Source organism: Streptomyces sp. BBFR102, from assembly GCF_051397025.1.
Classification (GTDB): domain Bacteria; phylum Actinomycetota; class Actinomycetes; order Streptomycetales; family Streptomycetaceae; genus Streptomyces.
Map to the genome: position 1 here is coordinate 4,280,305 of NZ_CP195757.1, position 18,784 is coordinate 4,299,088.

Here is an 18,784-nt window from a genome sequence, read left to right on the forward strand (position 1 = left end):
TGTGGAAGTGACGCCGTTCCCCTCGCCCCGGCTGGGCAAGCCGGTGAGGACCGTGGAGATGATCTCCCGCCCTGTCGACGGGTCCGCTGCGCGCGGCACTCTCGATGGTGTGCACCACGTCGCGGTGTACCGAGGCGCTGTGGTGTTCCCTGCCCAGCCAGGTCAGCGCCTTGATCTCTTGGACGATCCACCGGCGCCGGGCGAAGGCGTCCGTGGTCGCGGCCGCTCTCACCAGTCGGACCGCGCTCTGCCAGGCCGCGTTCCGGTCGTCGTGCGAGTCGCCGGCGTGCCTCATGACCACACGGGTCGGTCCCGCCGTCGCCCTGACCGCGTCGAACGGCGCCAGTCCCCGCCGCACCGGGCCTCGTTGCGCACGGGCCTGAGGGGCTTGGCCTCCGCGCGGGCGACCCGGCGTTGAAGAAGCCAGCTCGCCCTGAGCCTGCGCACGAAGAGCAGAACGGCGGGAACCAGCGAGCCGAGGACCGGCAGGACCGGCCACCACCGCGACCGTGGTCGGTCGGAGGGAACGGCCCCCGCCAGCACCGGGAGGATGGTGCCCGAGATGAAGACCGCGTACGAGCCGTCCAGGGCGGAGACAGCCAGTCCGGCGGTGAGCCGGAACTGCATCTGCACCAGCAGCGGAGCGAGGGCCACCACGAAGACCAGTACCGTGGCCAGCATGGCGGCAACTCCGAGACGAACGGGGTCCACACGCCGCGATCGCGAGCCAGACCGTCCCACTGCACGGTCCCCGCGACCCAGCAGCCGCTCAACTCGATCCACCCCGCGGCGGCCCGCCGGGCCAGTGACGTCCGCGTCGCATCCCCTCCTCGCCCAGCAGTCCGCTCCTTCGTACCGGTCGGCCGCGACACACGGCACGGGCGGCGGCGTGGCAGGGGGAGGAGAACGAGAGGGCAACGCACCGACGCAAAAAGGCTCTGACCGGTATTTCTACTGGTCAGAGCCTCAGGACACTTCCTGCGAAGTGCCCCCGGCAGGATTCGAACCTGCGCACACGGCTCCGGAGGCCGTTGCTCTATCCCCTGAGCTACGGGGGCGTCCGCCGGTGTTGCTCGGCGACGGGTTGAACACTACCAGCTTGTGGGGGGTGGGTCGGAACCGGTTTCGTGGGAGGCGGGGCGGGTCACCCGGAGGGGGCGGAAGTGGGGAAAACGGGGGCGGCGGGGGAGGGGGCGTCCTACTCTCTGGGGTGTGCCAGGCATGTGCGGCCGAGTGCTTGTCGTCGACGACAACAAGGTGATTCGGCAACTGATCAGGGTCAACCTTGAGCTGGAGGGCTTCGAGGTGGTGACCGCGGTCGACGGTGCCGAGTGCCTGGACGTGGTGCACCGGGTGCGGCCGGACGTCGTGACGCTGGACGTGGTCATGCCCCGGCTCGACGGGGTGCGGACCGCCGCGCGGCTGCGGGCCGACGAGCGGACGCGGGACGTGCCGATCGTGATGGTCAGCGGGTGCGACGGCGCCGCCGCCCCGGGTCCGGCCGATGCGGAGGTGGACGCGTTCCTGGCCAAGCCGTTCGACCCCCAGGAGCTGGTGCGGGTGGTCGGGCAGTTGCGGGAGCGGCGCAGGGCGCCCGGGGCCCAGGACTCCGGCGACCGGGGTGACGAGGACGAGGGCGAGTTCCCCGAGGGTGCGGGACGCGCCCAGGGGTGAGACCGCCCCGTGGGCGGGCACGCCTCGTGAGGCGCGCCCGCCGCTGGGCTCCGGCCGGGGACGAGCGTGGCCCTCTGGCGTACCCGGCGCCGAGCTTCCGCCCATCATCCGGAATCAATTCGCCTCAGCGCCCCCGACCTCCCTACCCTTGTCCTGTGACCCCCGCCGACCTCTCCCGTGCCGTGCTCAGCGCGGTGCGTTCCGCCGTGGACGGGGGAGAGTTGGCGGTCGCCGTGCCCGAGCGGGTGGTGGTGGAGCGGCCGGGGCCCGGTGGGGCGGGGGAGTGGGCGAGCAACGTGGCGCTGCGGCTGGCCCGGGAGGCCGGCCGGCCGCCGCGGGAGGTCGCCGAGGTGCTGCGCGGCAGGCTGGCCGCTGTTCCGGGGGTCGCCGAGGTCGAGGTGACCGGGCCCGGATTCCTGAACGTGACCCTGGCGGGCGACCCCGTCGGCACGCTGGTCGCCCGGATCGCCGCCGAGGGGGACGCGTACGGCTGGGGGGACGCCCTGCACGGCGCCCCGCTCGTCCCCGTACCGGACGGTTCCGAGGTCCGGGCCCTGCTCGTCGCCGAGGCGGCCGGGCGGCTGGTGCGGGCGCAGGGGGGGAGCGTCCGGGGTGGCGGAGCGGCGCCGGTGCCCGCCGGGGCGGACCGGCGCGACGAGGCCGCGCTCGGGGCCGACGGGCTGCGCTGGGCGCTGCTGCACCCCGCGCCGCACGACGTGCCGCACGGCCCCGAGGTACTGGAGCAGCGCGCGCGCAATCCGCTCTTCCGGGTCCGGTACGCGTACGCGCGCAGCCGGGCGCTGGTGGCGGGCGGGGCCGCGCTCGGCTTCGCACCCGAGGCCGGGCCCGTGCCGGGGGACGCCGCGCGGGTGCTCGTGGGGCTGCTCGGGGAGCAGCCGGCAGTGCTGGCGGCGGCGGCGCGCAAGGGGGCGCCCGACCGGCTCGCCCGGCAGCTGGTCACCCTCGCCGACGCCTTCTTCGACTTCCACGACAGCGGTGACGTGCTGCCCCGGGGCGGGGAGAAACCCGGGGCCGCCCACCGCGCCCGGCTGGCGCTCGCCGAAGCCGCCGGGACGGTGCTGGCCGGCGGCCTGTCCCTGCTCGGCATCAGCGCACCCGATCATCTGTGACCTGAGAGAGACCGCATCATGAGCCGTTCCGCCCACCCCGCCGGGCCCCGCTACGCCGACGTCCTGCCCGAGGGCCACTACAGCGCCCCGGCGAAGGACCTCAACGCCCTGGACCCCAAGGTCTGGGCGCGTACCGTCCGCCGCGACGAGGACGGCGTGCTGACCGTCGGCGGTCTGCCGGCGACCCGCCTCGCCGAGGAGTTCGGCACCCCCGCCTTCTTCCTGGACGAGAGCGACTTCCGGGCCCGCTGCCGCGCCTGGCGCGAGGCTTTCGGCGCCGACGCCGACGTCTTCTACGCCGGCAAGGCGTTCCTCTCCCGCGCCGTCGTCCGCTGGCTGCACGAGGAGGGGCTCAACCTCGACGTCTGCTCCGGCGGCGAACTGGCCACCGCGCTGGGCGCCGGTATGCCGGCCGCCCGGATCGCCTTCCACGGCAACAACAAGACGACCGCCGAGATCCGCCGGGCCGTCGAGGCGGGCGTCGGCCGGATCGTGCTGGACTCCTTCGAGGAGATCGTCCGCGTCGCGCACGTCGCCGACGAACTGGGCGTGCGCCAGCCGGTGCAGATCCGCGTCACGGTCGGCGTCGAGGCGCACACCCACGAGTTCATCGCCACCGCCCACGAGGACCAGAAGTTCGGCCTCGCGCTCGCCGGCGGCCAGGCCGCCGAGGCCGTCCGCCGCGCGCTGAAGCTGGACGGCCTGGAGCTGATCGGCATCCACTCGCACATCGGCTCGCAGATCTTCGACATGGCCGGCTTCGAGGTCTCCGCCCGTCGTGTCGTGCGGCTGCTCGCCGAGATCCGCGACGAGCACGGCGTCGAACTGCCCGAGATCGACCTCGGCGGCGGCCTCGGCATCGCGTACACCCCGGACGACGATCCGCGCGAGCCGCACGAGATCGCCAAGGCGCTCGGCGAGATCGTGACCCGCGAGTGCGAGGCGGCCGCGCTGGCCACCCCGCGCATCTCGGTGGAGCCGGGCCGCGCGATCGTCGGGCCGACCGCCTTCACGCTGTACGAGGTGGGGACCGTCAAGCCGCTGGAGGGGCTCAGGACGTACGTCTCGGTGGACGGCGGGATGTCGGACAACATCCGCACCGCGCTCTACGACGCCGAGTACACCGTCACGCTCGCCTCGCGGACCTCCGACGCCGAGCCGATGCTGGTCCGGGTGGTCGGCAAGCACTGTGAGAGTGGCGACATCGTGGTGCGCGACGCGTTCCTCCCCGCCGACCTCGCCCCCGGCGACCTGCTCGCCGTACCGGCCACCGGGGCCTACTGCCGCTCCATGGCCAGCAACTACAACCACGCGCTGCGCCCGCCGGTGGTGGCCGTGGACGAGGGGTCGGCGCGCGTCGTCGTGCGCCGGGAGACGGAGGAGGACCTCCTGCGGCTCGATGTCGGGTGATGAAATACCCGTCTCATCATCCGGACTTTCCGCGGAAAGTCCGGAGGGGTGGGCGAGACTGGAGCAACTGAGGGAATTCCGGGACTGAGGCTCTGATGAAAGGCGTAGGTCGGATGATGCGTACGCGTCCGCTGAAGGTGGCGCTCCTTGGCTGTGGGGTAGTCGGCTCAGAGGTGGCGCGCATCATGACGACGCACGCCGCCGACCTCGCCGCGCGGATCGGTGCCCCGGTCGAACTGGCCGGGGTCGCCGTCCGCCGCCCGGACCGCGTCCGGGAGGGCATCGACCCCTCCCTGGTCACCACCGACGCGACGGCACTGGTCAAACGCGGCGACATCGACGTGGTGGTCGAGGTGATCGGCGGCATCGAGCCCGCCCGCACCCTCATCACCACCGCCTTCGAGCACGGCGCCTCGGTCGTCTCCGCCAACAAGGCGCTCCTCGCCCAGGACGGCGCCGCCCTGCACGCCGCCGCCGAGGTGAACGGCCGGGACCTCTACTACGAGGCCGCCGTCGCCGGCGCCATCCCGCTGATCCGCCCGCTGCGCGAGTCCCTCGCCGGCGACAAGGTCAACCGCGTTCTCGGCATCGTCAACGGCACCACCAACTTCATCCTCGACAAGATGGACTCCACCGGCGCCGGGTACCAGGAGGCGCTGGACGAGGCCACCGCGCTGGGGTACGCCGAGGCCGACCCCACCGCCGACGTCGAGGGCTTCGACGCGGCCGCCAAGGCCGCCATCCTGGCCGGGATCGCCTTCCACACCCGGGTCCGCCTGGACGACGTCCACCGCGAGGGCATGGCCGAGGTCACCGCCGCCGACATCGTCTCGGCCCGGCGGATGGGCTGCACCATCAAGCTCCTCGCCATCTGCGAGCGGGCCGCCGACGGAGAGTCGGTCACCGCCCGGGTGCACCCCGCGATGATCCCGCTCACCCACCCGCTGGCCTCCGTCCGCGAGGCGTACAACGCGGTCTTCGTCGAGTCCGAGGCCGCAGGCCAGCTCATGTTCTACGGTCCCGGGGCGGGCGGCGCGCCCACCGCCTCCGCCGTCCTCGGCGACCTGGTCGCCGTCTGCCGCAACCGCCTCGCCGCCTCGCGCGGCCCCGGCGAGTCCGCGTACACCCGGCTGCCCGTCAGCCCCATGGGCAAGGTCGTCACGCGGTACCACATCAGCCTCGACGTGGCCGACAAGCCGGGTGTCCTCGCCCAGGTCGCGACGGTCTTCGCCGAGCACGGCGTGTCCATCGACACGGTGCGCCAGTCGGGCAAGGACGGCGAGGCCAGCCTCGTCGTCGTCACTCACCGCGCTCACGACGCCGCCCTGAGCGGAACCGTCGAGGCGCTGCGGAACCTCGGCACCGTCCGCGGTGTCGCGAGCATCATGCGGGTTGAAGGAGAGTAACGAGCAATGACCCACCAGTGGCGCGGAATCATCGAGGAATACCGGGACCGGCTGCCCGTCTCCGACACGACGCCGGTGGTCACGCTCCGTGAGGGCGGGACGCCGCTCGTCCCCGCGCAGGTGCTCTCCGAGCGCACCGGCTGCGAGGTCCACCTGAAGGTCGAGGGGGCCAACCCCACCGGCTCCTTCAAAGACCGGGGCATGACCATGGCCATCAGCAAGGCCAAGGAGGAGGGCGCGCAGGCGGTCATCTGCGCCTCCACGGGCAACACCTCCGCCTCGGCCGCCGCCTACGCGGTCCGGGCCGGCATGGTCAGCGCCGTCCTCGTGCCGCAGGGCAAGATCGCGCTCGGCAAGATGGGCCAGGCCCTCGTGCACGGCGCGAAGATCCTCCAGGTCGACGGCAACTTCGACGACTGCCTCACGCTGGCCCGCGCGCTCTCCGAGCGGTACCCGGTGGCGCTGGTCAACTCCGTCAACCCGGTGCGCATCGAGGGCCAGAAGACCGCCGCCTTCGAGATCGTCGACTTCCTCGGCGACGCCCCCGACATCCACGTCCTCCCGGTCGGCAACGCGGGCAACATCACCGCCTACTGGCGCGGGTACCGCGAGTACGCCGCCGACGCGGTCGCGACCCGGACGCCGCGCATGTGGGGCTTCCAGGCGTCCGGCTCGGCGCCGCTGGTCCGCGGCGAGGTCGTCAAGGACCCGGCGACCATCGCCACCGCCATCCGGATCGGCAACCCGGCCTCCTGGGAGTACGCCATCCAGGCGCGGGACGAGTCGGGCGGCTTCATCGACGAGGTGACCGACCGTCAGATCCTTTCGGCCTACCGCCTGTTGGCCTCCCAGGAGGGCGTCTTCGTCGAGCCCGCCTCGGCAGCGTCGGTGGCCGGGCTGCTCAAGGCGGCCGAGCAGGGCAAGGTCGACCCGGGGCAGCGCATCGTCTGCACCGTCACCGGTAACGGCCTCAAGGACCCCGACTGGGCCGTCGCCGGCGCCCCGCAGCCGCTCACCGTCCCGGTCGACGCCGCAGCCGCCGCCGAGCGGCTCGGCCTGGCGTAACGCCGCCGCCGTGCCGTCCGCGGCCGGTCCCGCCCTCCCCGGGCGAGGCCGGCCGCGGGCGTACCGGTGAGGGCGCCGGGCCGGGCGTACAGCGTGAAAGCGTGGGGAACAGGTGCACAACGGTTCCTACGACACGCATCGTGCGCCTCCCGTGCGCCCTATGTCGCCAGGCATCCTTCCTTCGATAGGCTGTACCAACCCGCGTCGCCGCCCGAGTCGGAGTGCTGCCGCCGTGTTGGCCACGGGTGATTCCGCAGCCGGGTGCGCATCCGCCCCCGCCGACGGGAAGACACCGCCGAGACCCCGCCAGACACCACCACCGCCACGCCGCGTCCCAGCCCGCCGAACCGCCCGTACGTCCCGCACGTATCGCCGTCACAAGGAGAGTCATCAAAGCGATGGCCGGTCCCGCCTTCCGAGCCGCCGCCGTCCGGGTGCGCACCCCCGCCACCAGCGCCAACCTCGGACCGGGCTACGACGCCTTCGGCCTGTCGCTGGGGCTCTACGACGACGTGGTCGTCCGGGTGGCCGACTCCGGACTGCACATCGACATCGCGGGCGAAGGCAGTGAGACGCTGCCCCGCGACGAGGACCACCTGCTCGTACGGGCGATGCGCACCGCCTTCGACCTCCTCGGCGGACAGCCGCGCGGTCTGGAGATCGTCTGTGCCAACCGCATCCCGCACGGCCGGGGCCTGGGCTCCTCCTCCGCCGCCATCTGCGCCGGCATCGTCGCCGCCCGCGCCGTGACCATAGGCGCCGAGGCCAAGCTCGACGACGCGGCCCTGCTGGAACTGGCCACCGAGATCGAGGGCCACCCCGACAACGTCGCCGCCTGCCTGCTCGGCGGATTCACCCTCGCGTGGACGGATGCCGGGGCCGCCCGCGCCATCCGGATGGAGCCTGCCCCCTCCGTCGTGCCGGTCGTCTTCGTCCCCGGCAAGCCCGTCCTCACCGAGACCGCCCGCGGCCTGCTGCCCCGGACCGTCCCGCACGTCGACGCCGCCGCCAACGCCGGCCGCGCCGCGCTGCTCGTCGAGGCCCTGACCCGGCGCCCCGAGCTGCTGCTGGCCGCCACCGAGGACCGGCTGCACCAGGAGTACCGGGCCCCCGCCATGCCCGACAGCACCGCTCTGGTGGAGCGGCTGCGGGCGGACGGTGTCCCGGCGGTCATCTCCGGCGCCGGACCCACCGTGCTGGCCTTCGCCACCGACGGCGCCGCGGAGAAGGTCGCCCGGCTGGCCGGGGACGGCTGGGCCGCGAACCGGCTGGCACTCGACCTGTCGGGTGCCGGTGTGCTGCCGCTGGCGCCGTGAGTTGCGGCGCCGCACCATGAAGAGGGGGAATATGCGTGGAGTCCGGTAGTGTTAACCTCAAGTACGCACCCGACCTCAGCACGGCGAGGTGCTTCTTGTCCCCGTTCGGGACAGACATTCTTCTGGGAGCCTCCCAAACTGCCCTGTGCACCGCACTGAGCAGCGCCGAGCATGCTCCGGAGCTGGCGTGAGAGAGCCGCCGCGTGCCACAGCACCTCGGCGCCACGGCTCAGGCACAGCCGATCGCCAGCGAACCCAGTGAATCCCTCCGCCGCCTCAGGCGGACCATCGCCCCGGCACATCCGCACACCGAGGACCTGCCGGACAGCACAACCGGTCGCCGAGCCAGACAGGCCGACGTCCGCTCCAGGGAAGGACCCTTCGTGAGCGACACCACCGATCTGATGGGCGTGACTGCCGACAGCACGGTCGATTCCGCTGCCGCGCCCGCCACGGACGCCTCAGCGGCGCCTGCGGCCGGTTCCCGGCGGCGCCGCGGCACCGGCCTAGAGGGCATGGTGCTGGCCGAGCTTCAGCAGGTCGCCTCGGGCCTCGGAATCAGGGGCACCGCGCGCATGCGCAAGAGCCAGCTGATCGAGGTCATCAAGGAAGCGCAGGCGGGTGGCGGCGCGGCCGCCCCGGCCAAGGGCGACACCGAGGCCGCCGCCAAGCCGAAGCGCCGGGCCACCTCCAAGGCCCGCACCGGCGAGGCCGAGGCCGCCGAAGCGGCGCAGAAGCCCGCCAAGGCCGCCGAGAAGAAGCAGGCCAAGGCCGAGCAGGCCGAGCCCGAGGCGCAGCAGGGCTCCCAGCAGCAGATCGACATCCCCGGCCAGGGCGCCGGGGACGAGCAGCCGGCCGGTGAGCGCCGCCGCCGCCGCGCCACCGCCGAGGCGGGCAGCCCCGAGCAGGCCGAGACCAAGCAGGAGCGCACCGTCAAGCAGCAGGACCAGAAGGGCGAGGCCCGCGGCGACGACGGCTCCGGCCAGCAGCAGGACGGTGGCGAGGGCCGCCGCGACCGCCAGAACCGCCGGGACCGCGACCGCGGGGACCGCGAGCGGGGCGAGCGCTCCGACCGTGGCGGCCGTGACCGTGACCGTGACCGTGACCGCCGCAAGGGTGACGACGGCGGCCAGGGCGGCGGCAACCGCCAGCAGCAGGGCGGCGGTCAGAACCGCGACCGCCACGACGACTTCGACGATGACGGCGGCGGCCGTCGCGGCCGTCGGGGCCGCTACCGCGACCGCCGGGGCCGCCGTGGCCGCGACGAGGTCGGCGAGCCGCAGGTCAACGAGGACGACGTGCTGATCCCCGTCGCGGGCATCCTCGACATCCTCGACAACTACGCGTTCATCCGGACCTCCGGCTACCTGCCGGGCCCGAACGACGTGTACGTCTCGCTCGCCCAGGTCCGCAAGAACGGCCTGCGCAAGGGCGACCACGTCACCGGCGCGGTCCGCCAGCCCAAGGACGGCGAGCGCCGCGAGAAGTTCAACGCGCTGGTCCGCCTCGACTCCGTCAACGGCATGGCACCCGAATCGGGCCGAGGCCGCCCGGAGTTCAACAAGCTGACGCCGCTGTACCCGCAGGACCGGCTCCGCCTGGAGACCGACCCGGGCGTGCTGACCACGCGGATCATCGACCTCGTGTCGCCGATCGGCAAGGGCCAGCGTGGTCTGATCGTGGCCCCGCCGAAGACCGGCAAGACCATGATCATGCAGGCCGTGGCCAACGCCATCACGCAGAACAACCCCGAGTGCCACCTGATGGTCGTCCTCGTCGACGAGCGGCCCGAAGAGGTCACCGACATGCAGCGGTCGGTCAAGGGCGAGGTCATCTCCTCGACCTTCGACCGCCCCGCCGAGGACCACACCACCGTCGCCGAACTGGCCATCGAGCGGGCCAAGCGCCTCGTGGAGCTGGGTCACGACGTGGTCGTCCTGCTGGACTCCATCACCCGCCTGGGCCGCGCCTACAACCTGGCCGCGCCCGCCTCCGGCCGCATCCTCTCCGGTGGTGTCGACTCGACCGCGCTCTACCCGCCGAAGCGCTTCTTCGGTGCGGCGCGCAACATCGAGGACGGCGGCTCGCTGACCATCCTCGCCACCGCGCTGGTGGACACCGGCTCGCGGATGGACGAGGTGATCTTCGAGGAGTTCAAGGGCACCGGCAACATGGAGCTCAAGCTCGACCGGAAGCTCGCCGACAAGCGGATCTTCCCGGCCGTCGACGTCGACGCCTCCGGTACCCGCAAGGAGGAGATCCTCCTCAGCGGCGAGGAGTTGGGCATCGTCTGGAAGCTGCGCCGGGTGCTGCACGCGCTCGACCAGCAGCAGGCGATCGAGCTGCTGCTCGACAAGATGCGCAAGACGCAGTCGAACGCCGAGTTCCTGCTCCAGATCCAGAAGACGACGCCGACCGCGGGCGGAAACGACTGACGGATCTCCTCGCCGGACCGGTTCCGGCAGGGCCACAAGCGCCCCCTCCACCGCGGTGGAGGGGGCGCTTCGCTGTGCGCCTGCGAACAGCACGCACGACCGCCGCCCCCGGCGAGACCTTGACCACACACCCCCCGGCCGCAAAGGCCCCCAAAGGTGATCTTCAAGGGCGAAGAAACCCCTGGTCGCAGCGGTACGCGCGGTCGCCGTGAGCGTGGTTCTCGGGCCCGTCCGCTCACGCCGCGCTCACAGACGCCTGTGCAACCCTTCTTCAGGTCTCGCCGTCGGACGAGCGCGTACACGTGGTGGGGCGCCCCCCCGTGCACCCCGGTGTCGCGGACGGCCGGCAGCCCCCGGCCCGCTCCGTACGGCGTACTTCGCCCGCCCACCAGGGAAGACCGACGGAGCCCCCACCCCCCCGACCCGCAGGGGAGCAGACCGCCGACGAGCGCCACGAGGGACTGAGGAGCATGGCCGAGCAGACGAGTCAGGACGGCGGTACGCCCGAGCGTGATGGCAGCGCCCGGCGTACGCGGCGGATGCGTCCCACCGGGCGGCGCCGCCGTCCGCGCAGCCGCCGCCGCAAGATACTCGCCGCAGCCGCCTGGACCGCCGCCGGCGGCATCCTGGTCGGGGGCGCCGGGCTCGGCTTCGCGTACGTGAAGCTCAACGGGAACCTCCAGGGCGTCGACATCAACGCGGCGCTCGGCAGCGACCGGCCCGAGGAGGCCGACGACGGCTCGCTCGACCTGCTGGTGCTCGGCTCCGACTCGCGCTCCGGCGACAACGGCAGGTACGGCCGTGACGAGGGCGGCGCGCGCTCCGACACCGCGATGGTCGTCCACCTCCACGAGGGCCGGAAGAAGGCCACCGTCGTCTCCATACCGCGCGACACCCTCGTCACCCGCCCCGACTGCGGCACCGAGGACGGCACCACGGTCTCCGGTGGCCGGCGGCAGATGTTCAACACCGCCTACGAACTGGGCGGTCCGGCCTGCGCGGTCAAGACCGTCGAGCAGCTGTCCGGCGTCCGCATGGACCATTACCTGGAGGTCGATTTCAGCGGCTTCCAGCAGATCATCGACCGGCTCGGCGGGGTCGAGATCACCACCGGCAAGGCGATAGACGACGACAGGAGCGGCCTCCACCTCGACCCGGGCACCCACATCCTCGACGGCGAGCAGTCCCTCGGGTTGGTCCGCACCCGGCACGGGGTCGGCGACGGCAGCGACCTCGGGCGCATCCAGCTCCAGCAGACCTTCCTCACCGCGCTGATGCATCGGGTGCAGGACATGGGGCTGCTCACCAGCCCCAAGAAGCTGTACGGGGTCGCCGACGCGGCCACCAGGTCCCTGACCACCGACGCCGAGCTCGACTCGGTGCCCGCGCTGCTCGATTTCGCCCAGGGGCTCAAGGGGCTCAAGCCCGGGGGGATGGAGATGCTGACGCTGCCGGTCGAGTACGACCCGGTCGACGCCAACCGGGTGCTGCCCCAGGAGGAGGCCGGGGCGCAGGTGTGGAAGGCGTTGCGGGCCGACCGGGAGGTGCCCGCCTCCGCGACCGAGGGGTCGGCCGGGGACAAGGCCGACATCGACGGCGTCGTCAGCGCCGGGTGAGCCGGCGGGGCCGGCAGGGCTTCCGGTTCCGGGTGCGGGTGGCGACCCCTGGAGTCACAGGCGGCCTCAAGCGCCGGCCGGGCCGGGAGTGGCCGGGATTCGTTGACAGTTGAGGCCGCGGATTGGCTCGAACGCCGGCCGGGCCGGTGCGGGGAATACGCGGGGCCGTACCCCGGTTTTGGGAGATGCGGCGGTCCCTGGCAGACTGGACTGTCGGCCCCGGTTCACGTGAGCGCAAACCGCGCGTACGACCCGGCGCCCTCCCGAAACTAGGAGACACCTTGAAGCGCGACATCCACCCCGAGTACGTCGAGACCCAGGTGAGCTGCACCTGCGGTGCGGCGTTCACCACGCACAGCACCATCGCCAGCGGCACCGTCCGCGCCGATGTCTGCTCCGAGTGCCACCCGTTCTACACGGGCAAGCAGAAGATCCTCGACACGGGTGGCCGCGTGGCCCGCTTCGAGGCCCGCTTCGGCAAGGCTGGCAGCACCAAGAAGTAGCGAGCCACTGCGCCGGTCCTCGGGCCGCCCCTCAGCGGGCGGCCGGGACCGGCGCTTTGTCCGTTCTGAGCGGCCCGGCCCCCGGCCCCGCCGCCTCCCAGCCCCCGCAGTCACCAGCAGGAACCAGGAGCCCGAAGATGTTCGAGGCGGTCGAGGAACTGATCGGCGAGCACGCCGACATCGAGAAGCGGCTCGCCGACCCCGCGGTCCACGCCGACCAGGCCGGCGCCCGCAAGCTCAACAAGCGCTACGCCGAGCTGACGCCGATCGTCACCGCGTACCGCTCCTGGAAGCAGACCGGGGACGACATCGAGACCGCCCGTGAGCTGGCCGCCGAGGACCCGGACTTCGCCGCCGAGGTCAAGGAGCTGGAAGCCACTCGCGAGCAGCTGACCGAGAAGCTGCGGCTGCTGCTGGTGCCCCGCGACCCCAGCGACGACAAGGACGTCATCCTGGAGATCAAGGCCGGGGCGGGCGGCGACGAGTCGGCCCTGTTCGCCGGTGACCTGCTGCGGATGTACCTGCGCTACGCCGAGCGCGCCGGCTGGAAGACCGAGCTGATCGACTCCACCGAGTCGGAGCTGGGCGGCTACAAGGACGTCCAGGTCGCCGTGAAGACCAAGGGCGGCCAGGGCGCCACCGAGCCCGGCCAGGGCGTCTGGGCCCGACTGAAGTACGAGGGCGGCGTCCACCGCGTCCAGCGCGTGCCCGCCACCGAGTCGCAGGGCCGCATCCACACCTCCGCCGCCGGTGTCCTGGTGACGCCCGAGGCCGAGGAGATCGACGTCGAGATCAACCAGAACGACCTGCGGATCGACGTCTACCGCTCCTCCGGGCCCGGCGGCCAGTCCGTCAACACCACCGACTCCGCGGTCCGCATCACGCACCTGCCGACCGGCGTCGTCGCCTCCTGCCAGAACGAGAAGAGCCAGCTCCAGAACAAGGAGCAGGCCATGCGCATCCTGCGCTCGCGGCTGCTGGCCGCCGCCCAGGAGGAGGCCGAGCGCGAGGCCGCCGACGCCCGCCGCAGCCAGGTCCGCACCGTCGACCGCTCCGAGAAGATCCGGACGTACAACTACCCGGAGAACCGCATCTCGGACCACCGGGTCGGCTTCAAGGCGTACAACCTCGACCAGGTCCTCGACGGCGATCTCGACGCCGTCATCCAGGCTTGCGTGGACGCGGACTCCGCGGCCAAGCTCGCCGCCGCCTGACCTTCCCTCTTCACCCCGCACGGACCGGCTGGAGGAACCCGTGAACCTGCTGCTCGCCGAGGTGGCCCAGGCCACCCAGCGGCTGGCCGACGCCGGCGTGCCGTCCCCGCGCAACGACGCCGAGGAACTGGCCGCCTATGTCCACCAGGTCAAGCGGGGTGCCCTGCACACCGTCAAGGACTCCGACTTCGACGCCCGCTACTGGGAGGCGATCGCCCGCCGCGAGGCCCGCGAACCGCTCCAGCACATCACCGGGCTCGCCTACTTCCGGTACCTGGAACTCCAGGTGGGCCCCGGGGTGTTCGTGCCCCGCCCGGAGACCGAGTCGGTGGTGGGCTGGGCCATAGACGCGGTCCGCGCGATGGACGTGGTCGAGCCGCTCGTGGTCGACCTGTGCAGCGGCTCGGGCGCCATCGCGCTCGCCCTGGCCCAGGAGGTCCCACGCTCCACCGTGCACGCCGTGGAGCTCTCCGAGGACGCCCTGGTGTGGACCCGGAAGAACGTCGAGGGCTCCCGCGTCCGGCTCCACCAGGGCGACGCGTTCAGCGCCCTGCCCGAGCTGGACGGCCAGGTCGACCTGGTGATCTCCAACCCGCCGTACATCCCGCTCACCGAGTGGGAGTACGTCGCCCCCGAGGCCCGCGACCACGACCCGCAGATGGCGCTGTTCTCCGGCGAGGACGGCCTCGACACCATCCGCGGCATCGAGCGCACGGCCCACCGCCTGCTGCGCCCCGGCGGCATCGTCGTCGTCGAGCACGCCGACACCCAGGGCGGCCAGGTCCCGTGGATCTTCACCGAGGAGAAGGGCTGGGCCGACGCCGCCGACCACCCCGACCTCAACAACCGCCCCCGCTTCGCCACGGCCCGCAAGGCGATGCCGTGACCGGCGGCGACACCACGGCACGGACGCCTGCGGACGCCCGGATCACGCGACTGACGCCCACCGCGACCACCCGGGACGAAGCCCCGGGAGGGAGTGAGCCGAAGGGGCGCGTCGTTGTCGAGACGCCCCTCGCGCGCAGGGAGCGCAGCGGACGAGCACGTCGGCCGGCTCGACAACGCCTCAGGCGCCCCGGAGGCGAACGAACGACAATCAAGAGGGAGCGTTAGCCATGGCACGCCGATACGACACCAACGACGCCACCGACCGGGTCACCGGGCTGCGGGAGGCCGCTTCGGCGGTGCGTCGCGGGGAGCTCGTCGTCCTGCCGACGGACACGGTGTACGGCGTCGGGGCGGACGCGTTCAGCGCGGAGGCCGTCGGTGACCTGCTGACCGCCAAGGGGCGCGGCCGGAACATGCCGTCGCCGGTGCTGATCGGTTCGCCGAACACGCTGCACGGCCTGGTCACGGACTTCTCGGAGACGGCGTGGGACCTGGTCGACGCCTTCTGGCCGGGCGCCCTGACGCTGGTGGCGCGCCACCAGCCCTCGCTCCAGTGGAACCTCGGCGACACCCGGGGCACGGTGGCGGTGCGGATGCCGCTGCACCCGGTCGCCATCGAGCTGCTGACCGAGTTCGGCCCGATGGCCGTCTCCAGCGCCAACCTGACCGGCCACCCGTCGCCGGAGACCTGCGAGGCCGCCCGCAACATGCTGGGCGACGCGGTCTCGGTCTACCTCGACGGCGGTCCGACGCCGGGCATCGTCCCGTCGTCGATCGTGGACGTGACCGGCTCCGTTCCGGTGCTGCTGCGGGCCGGCGCGATCGACGCGGACGAGCTGCGCAAGGTGGTCCCCGATCTAGAGGTGGCCTCTTGATCGTCCCTGAGGGGCGTGGCATAGCGGGGCAACCGCTCGGCGGGACCTTCCGCATCCTCCACGTCAGCACCGGCAACGTGTGCCGCTCACCGATCACCGAGCGGCTGACGCGGCATGCCCTGGCCGACCGGTTGGGGCTCATGGGGCTCGCCGAGAGTCCCGAGAGCGGTGTCGGCGGAGTCATCGTGGAGAGCGCGGGCACCTGGGGGCACGAGGGTGCCCCGATGGAGGCCAACGCCGAGGCGGTGCTCACCTCGCTCGGCGCGGACGCGGCCGGGTTCCGGGGCCGGGAACTGCTGGACGAGCACGTCATCCGGGCCGATCTGGTGCTGACCGCGACCCGGGACCACCGGGCCCAGGTCATCTCGATGGGGCACTCGGCGGGGCTGCGCACCTTCACGCTGAAGGAGTTCACCCGGCTGGTGCGCGCGATAGACCCGGCGACCCTGCCCGACCCGCGCGAGGGCGGTGTGGTCGGCCGCGCGCGGGCCCTGGTCCAGGCGGCCGCCGCCCTGCGCGGCTGGCTGCTGGCGCCCTCGGTGGAGGCCGACGAGGTGCTCGATCCGTACGGGGCGCCCATGCCGTTCTTCCAGGCGGTGGGCGAGGAGATCCAGGTGGCCCTGGAGCCGGTGCTGACGGCGCTGACCGGGGTGGGCCGGCCGACGGGCTGAGCGGGCGCGAGAGCGGCCGGGACGGCGCCGCAGGGCGCCGCCAGGGCCGGACGGGCCCTCGTACGGGTGGCCTCTCCCGGAATCGGGGCAGGCGGCCAGGGGAGCCGGGCGTACCGCACCAGCGGGCGCACCGGCGGGAAGCGCGGGAAACCGCGGAGACGGAACGACCGGGAACCGGCAGCGGGCGGACTTCGTCGCTACCCGAAAGTCTCGGCGGGCATGCACCCGAAGCTAGGGTGTGGGCCTGGATGGCCAGCGATACTTGTGGGGAAGCCCGTGCGTGAATACCTGCTGACGCTCTGCATCACGGCTGCGGTGACGTATCTGTTGACAGGGCCGGTACGGAAGTTCGCGATCGTGGCCGGTGCCATGCCGGAGATCAGGGCCCGTGACGTCCACCGGGAGCCCACTCCGCGGCTCGGTGGGATCGCGATGTTCTTCGGACTGTGCGCCGGGCTGCTGGTCGCGGACCATCTGACCAACCTGGGCGAGGTCTTCGACTCCAACGAGCCGCGCGCGCTGCTCTCCGGCGCCGCCCTGATCTGGCTGATCGGTGTCCTCGACGACAAGTTCGAGATCGACGCCCTGGTCAAGCTGGGCGGCCAGCTCATCGCCGCCGGGGTGATGGTGATGCAGGGCCTGACCATGCTGTGGCTGCCGGTGCCCGGTGTCGGACAGGTGCTGCTCACCAGCTGGCAGGGCAATCTGCTGACCATCGCCCTGGTGCTCATCACCATCAACGCCGTCAACTTCGTGGACGGCCTCGACGGCCTCGCCGCCGGCATGGTCTGCATCGCGGCCGCCGCGTTCTTCATGCACGCGTACCGCATCTGGTACGGCTACGGACTGGAGGCCGCGGCCCCCGCCGCGCTCTTCGCGGCCCTGCTGATGGGCATGTGCGTGGGCTTCCTCCCGCACAACATGCACCCCGCGCGGATCTTCATGGGCGACTCGGGCTCGATGCTGATCGGCCTGGTCCTGGCGGCCGGCGCCATCTCCATCACCGGCCAGGTCGACCCGGACGCCATGGGCCTGTTCGCGGGTTCGGAGAAGGCCGCGGTGCACCAGACGGTGCCGGTCTACATGCCGCTGCTGCTGCCGCTGACCATCATCGCGGTGCCCGCGGCCGACCTGGTGCTGGCCGTCGTGCGGCGCACCTGGCGGGGCCAGTCGCCGTTCGCCGCCGACCGGGGGCACCTGCACCACCGGCTGCTGGAGATCGGCCACTCGCACAGCCGTGCCGTGCTGATCATGTACTTCTGGTCCGCGCTGATCGCCTTCGGGGCGCTCGCCTACTCGGTCAACGAGGCGTCGATGTGGGTGGCGCTGGGCGTCGCCGCGCTGAGCGCCGTGGGCCTGGTCCTGCTGCTCCTGCCGCGCTTCACGCCGCGCGCCCCGCGCTGGGCGGAGTCCTTCGTGCCGCCGCGCTACCGGCGCCGCGTCCCGGCCGGGACGCGCGAGGAGGGCGTCGTCACCGAGGGCGACCGCGGCGCGGAGGGGGCCGAGCCGCAGTCGCGGGTCACCGTGGGCGTCGCGGGGGCGAACGGGGCGACGGCCGTCGGCGGGCGCTCGCGCTTCGGCGGACGGGGCGGTCCCGAGCGGGAGAAGGCCACCAGCACCCGGTCGTGACGCCGGGGCGGCCTGCGCCGTTGAAGGGACGAGGGCCCGGCCAGGGACCCTCAACCAGGCAAAATGCGCATTACCAGGCAAGGCGCCACGTGGCGCGCACATACGCGCGGCTTAGCCCTCACGTGTGACAGGTGGCACACCTGCCGGGTAAAGACCTCATCAAAATGCTTGTGATACCGTTCACGAGAGCTCGACCTTGAGGGTGAGCGGCCCGCAAGTGACGGGTCGGGTCCGGAGTGCTCAGCGCTCCCGTCTACGCTCGGTACGCCCTCAGGTCCGTCTCTCTCTGTCACCTGCTGGAGATCCACTCATGCTGTCGAACGACGCCCGAATTCTGCGCGGCGCCGCGATCCCGTCATTCGGTGCCGGACTGCTCGGCACCCTCATCGGCGGCATCACGGTGGGAGCGCAGGGTGCCATCGGCGGCGCTGTCGGCACCGTCCTCACCCTCGCCTTCTTCGGGGCGGGGCTGAAGGCGATGAGTGTGATCGGACGACGGTGGTCGGAGCTGTTCATGGCTGCCGGACTGCTGGTCTACACGACCCAGATCCTGGTGATGGCGATCCTGCTCGCGGTCTTCCGCGACGCGACGTTCATGGACGGACGGGTGTTCGGCCTCACGATGCTCGCCTGCGTGCTCGTGTGGATCGCCGGACAGGCGTGGGTGCACACCCGCGTCAAGACCCTGTACGTCGAAACCGAGTCAGAGGACGCCCCGGCCGGGCCGGAGCGTCGCTGATGGGGGCGTCGGAGCCGGCCCTCGTAAGTAGGGGCCGGATAAAGTCCGCACCCGAAGGCTGCTATCGTCCGTCGCCGAGAGCGATTCGTGCGGAGCAGCGGGTGTTGAGCGGGACGACACCTGATCCAGCCCACGTCATTTCGGGGCCCAGTGCCGTCATGCCGGACGCTCCGTCCTCCCGCGACACCCAGTCCAGTGCCGCCATGTGGTCCT

General features: G+C 72.4%; 16 protein-coding genes and 1 tRNA gene. 15 read left to right on the forward strand and 2 right to left on the reverse strand.

Going from position 1 to position 18,784, the window contains the following annotated elements:
- Positions 1–291: 291 nt before the first annotated feature.
- Both ACSLIC_RS19135 and ACSLIC_RS19140 read right to left on the reverse strand, forming a co-directional pair.
- On the reverse strand, positions 292–681 hold the full coding sequence (locus ACSLIC_RS19135; protein WP_436738929.1) for a hypothetical protein: 390 nt from the start codon (positions 679–681) through the stop codon (positions 292–294).
- 305 nt (positions 682–986) lie between these two features.
- Positions 987–1,058: transfer RNA gene (locus tag ACSLIC_RS19140), tRNA-Arg, on the reverse strand.
- Positions 1,059–1,221: 163 nt separating this feature from the next.
- Here ACSLIC_RS19140 and ACSLIC_RS19145 point away from each other — a divergent pair.
- The 15 genes from ACSLIC_RS19145 (at position 1,222) to ACSLIC_RS19215 (ending at position 18,571) form a co-directional block, all read left to right on the forward strand.
- Entirely contained in the window at positions 1,222–1,674 is a 453-nt protein-coding gene (locus ACSLIC_RS19145) for a response regulator (RefSeq protein ID WP_436738930.1), read from the forward strand.
- A 155-nt stretch (positions 1,675–1,829) separates the two neighbouring features.
- Positions 1,830–2,804, forward strand: a complete 975-nt coding sequence (gene nrtL, locus ACSLIC_RS19150; RefSeq protein ID WP_436738931.1) for an ArgS-related anticodon-binding protein NrtL — start codon at positions 1,830–1,832, stop codon at positions 2,802–2,804.
- A gap of 18 nt (positions 2,805–2,822) precedes the next feature.
- Positions 2,823–4,214 carry a diaminopimelate decarboxylase gene (lysA, locus tag ACSLIC_RS19155; RefSeq protein ID WP_436738932.1) on the forward strand — a complete coding sequence of 464 codons (1,392 nt, stop codon included), beginning with the start codon at positions 2,823–2,825 and terminating at the stop codon, positions 4,212–4,214.
- A gap of 113 nt (positions 4,215–4,327) precedes the next feature.
- Positions 4,328–5,620: a homoserine dehydrogenase gene (locus tag ACSLIC_RS19160; RefSeq protein ID WP_436738933.1), complete on the forward strand. Its 1,293-nt coding sequence runs from the start codon at positions 4,328–4,330 to the stop codon at positions 5,618–5,620.
- Positions 5,621–5,626: 6 nt separating this feature from the next.
- Positions 5,627–6,685, forward strand: coding sequence for a threonine synthase (gene thrC, locus ACSLIC_RS19165; RefSeq protein WP_436738934.1), 1,059 nt, complete (start codon positions 5,627–5,629; stop codon positions 6,683–6,685).
- Positions 6,686–7,083: 398 nt separating this feature from the next.
- Positions 7,084–8,001, forward strand: a complete 918-nt coding sequence (gene thrB / locus ACSLIC_RS19170) for a homoserine kinase (RefSeq protein WP_436738935.1) — start codon at positions 7,084–7,086, stop codon at positions 7,999–8,001.
- A gap of 383 nt (positions 8,002–8,384) precedes the next feature.
- Entirely contained in the window at positions 8,385–10,436 is a 2,052-nt protein-coding gene (gene rho / locus ACSLIC_RS19175; protein ID WP_436738936.1) for a transcription termination factor Rho, read from the forward strand.
- A gap of 470 nt (positions 10,437–10,906) precedes the next feature.
- The gene (locus ACSLIC_RS19180; RefSeq protein ID WP_436738937.1) at positions 10,907–12,052 is read left to right on the forward strand and encodes an LCP family protein; all 1,146 of its coding nucleotides are present in this window, start codon (positions 10,907–10,909) and stop codon (positions 12,050–12,052) included.
- Positions 12,053–12,333: 281 nt separating this feature from the next.
- On the forward strand, positions 12,334–12,555 hold the full coding sequence (gene rpmE, locus ACSLIC_RS19185; RefSeq protein ID WP_436738938.1) for a 50S ribosomal protein L31: 222 nt from the start codon (positions 12,334–12,336) through the stop codon (positions 12,553–12,555).
- Positions 12,556–12,692: 137 nt separating this feature from the next.
- Positions 12,693–13,769: a peptide chain release factor 1 gene (gene prfA / locus ACSLIC_RS19190; RefSeq protein ID WP_436738939.1), complete on the forward strand. Its 1,077-nt coding sequence runs from the start codon at positions 12,693–12,695 to the stop codon at positions 13,767–13,769.
- Between the two features lie 40 nt (positions 13,770–13,809).
- Entirely contained in the window at positions 13,810–14,655 is an 846-nt protein-coding gene (gene prmC, locus ACSLIC_RS19195; RefSeq protein ID WP_436738940.1) for a peptide chain release factor N(5)-glutamine methyltransferase, read from the forward strand.
- A 229-nt stretch (positions 14,656–14,884) separates the two neighbouring features.
- Positions 14,885–15,532, forward strand: a complete 648-nt coding sequence (locus tag ACSLIC_RS19200) for an L-threonylcarbamoyladenylate synthase (RefSeq protein ID WP_436738941.1) — start codon at positions 14,885–14,887, stop codon at positions 15,530–15,532.
- Positions 15,529–16,203 (forward strand): protein-tyrosine-phosphatase, encoded by a 675-nt coding sequence (locus ACSLIC_RS19205; RefSeq protein WP_436738942.1) that lies wholly within the window; start codon positions 15,529–15,531, stop codon positions 16,201–16,203. The genes ACSLIC_RS19200 and ACSLIC_RS19205 overlap by 4 nt, the downstream gene beginning before the upstream one ends.
- Before the next feature lie 276 nt (positions 16,204–16,479).
- Complete coding sequence (locus ACSLIC_RS19210) at positions 16,480–17,832, forward strand: MraY family glycosyltransferase (RefSeq protein WP_436738943.1); 1,353 nt, start codon at positions 16,480–16,482, stop codon at positions 17,830–17,832.
- Between the two features lie 310 nt (positions 17,833–18,142).
- On the forward strand, positions 18,143–18,571 hold the full coding sequence (locus ACSLIC_RS19215; protein ID WP_436738944.1) for a hypothetical protein: 429 nt from the start codon (positions 18,143–18,145) through the stop codon (positions 18,569–18,571).
- Positions 18,572–18,784 lie beyond the last annotated feature (213 nt).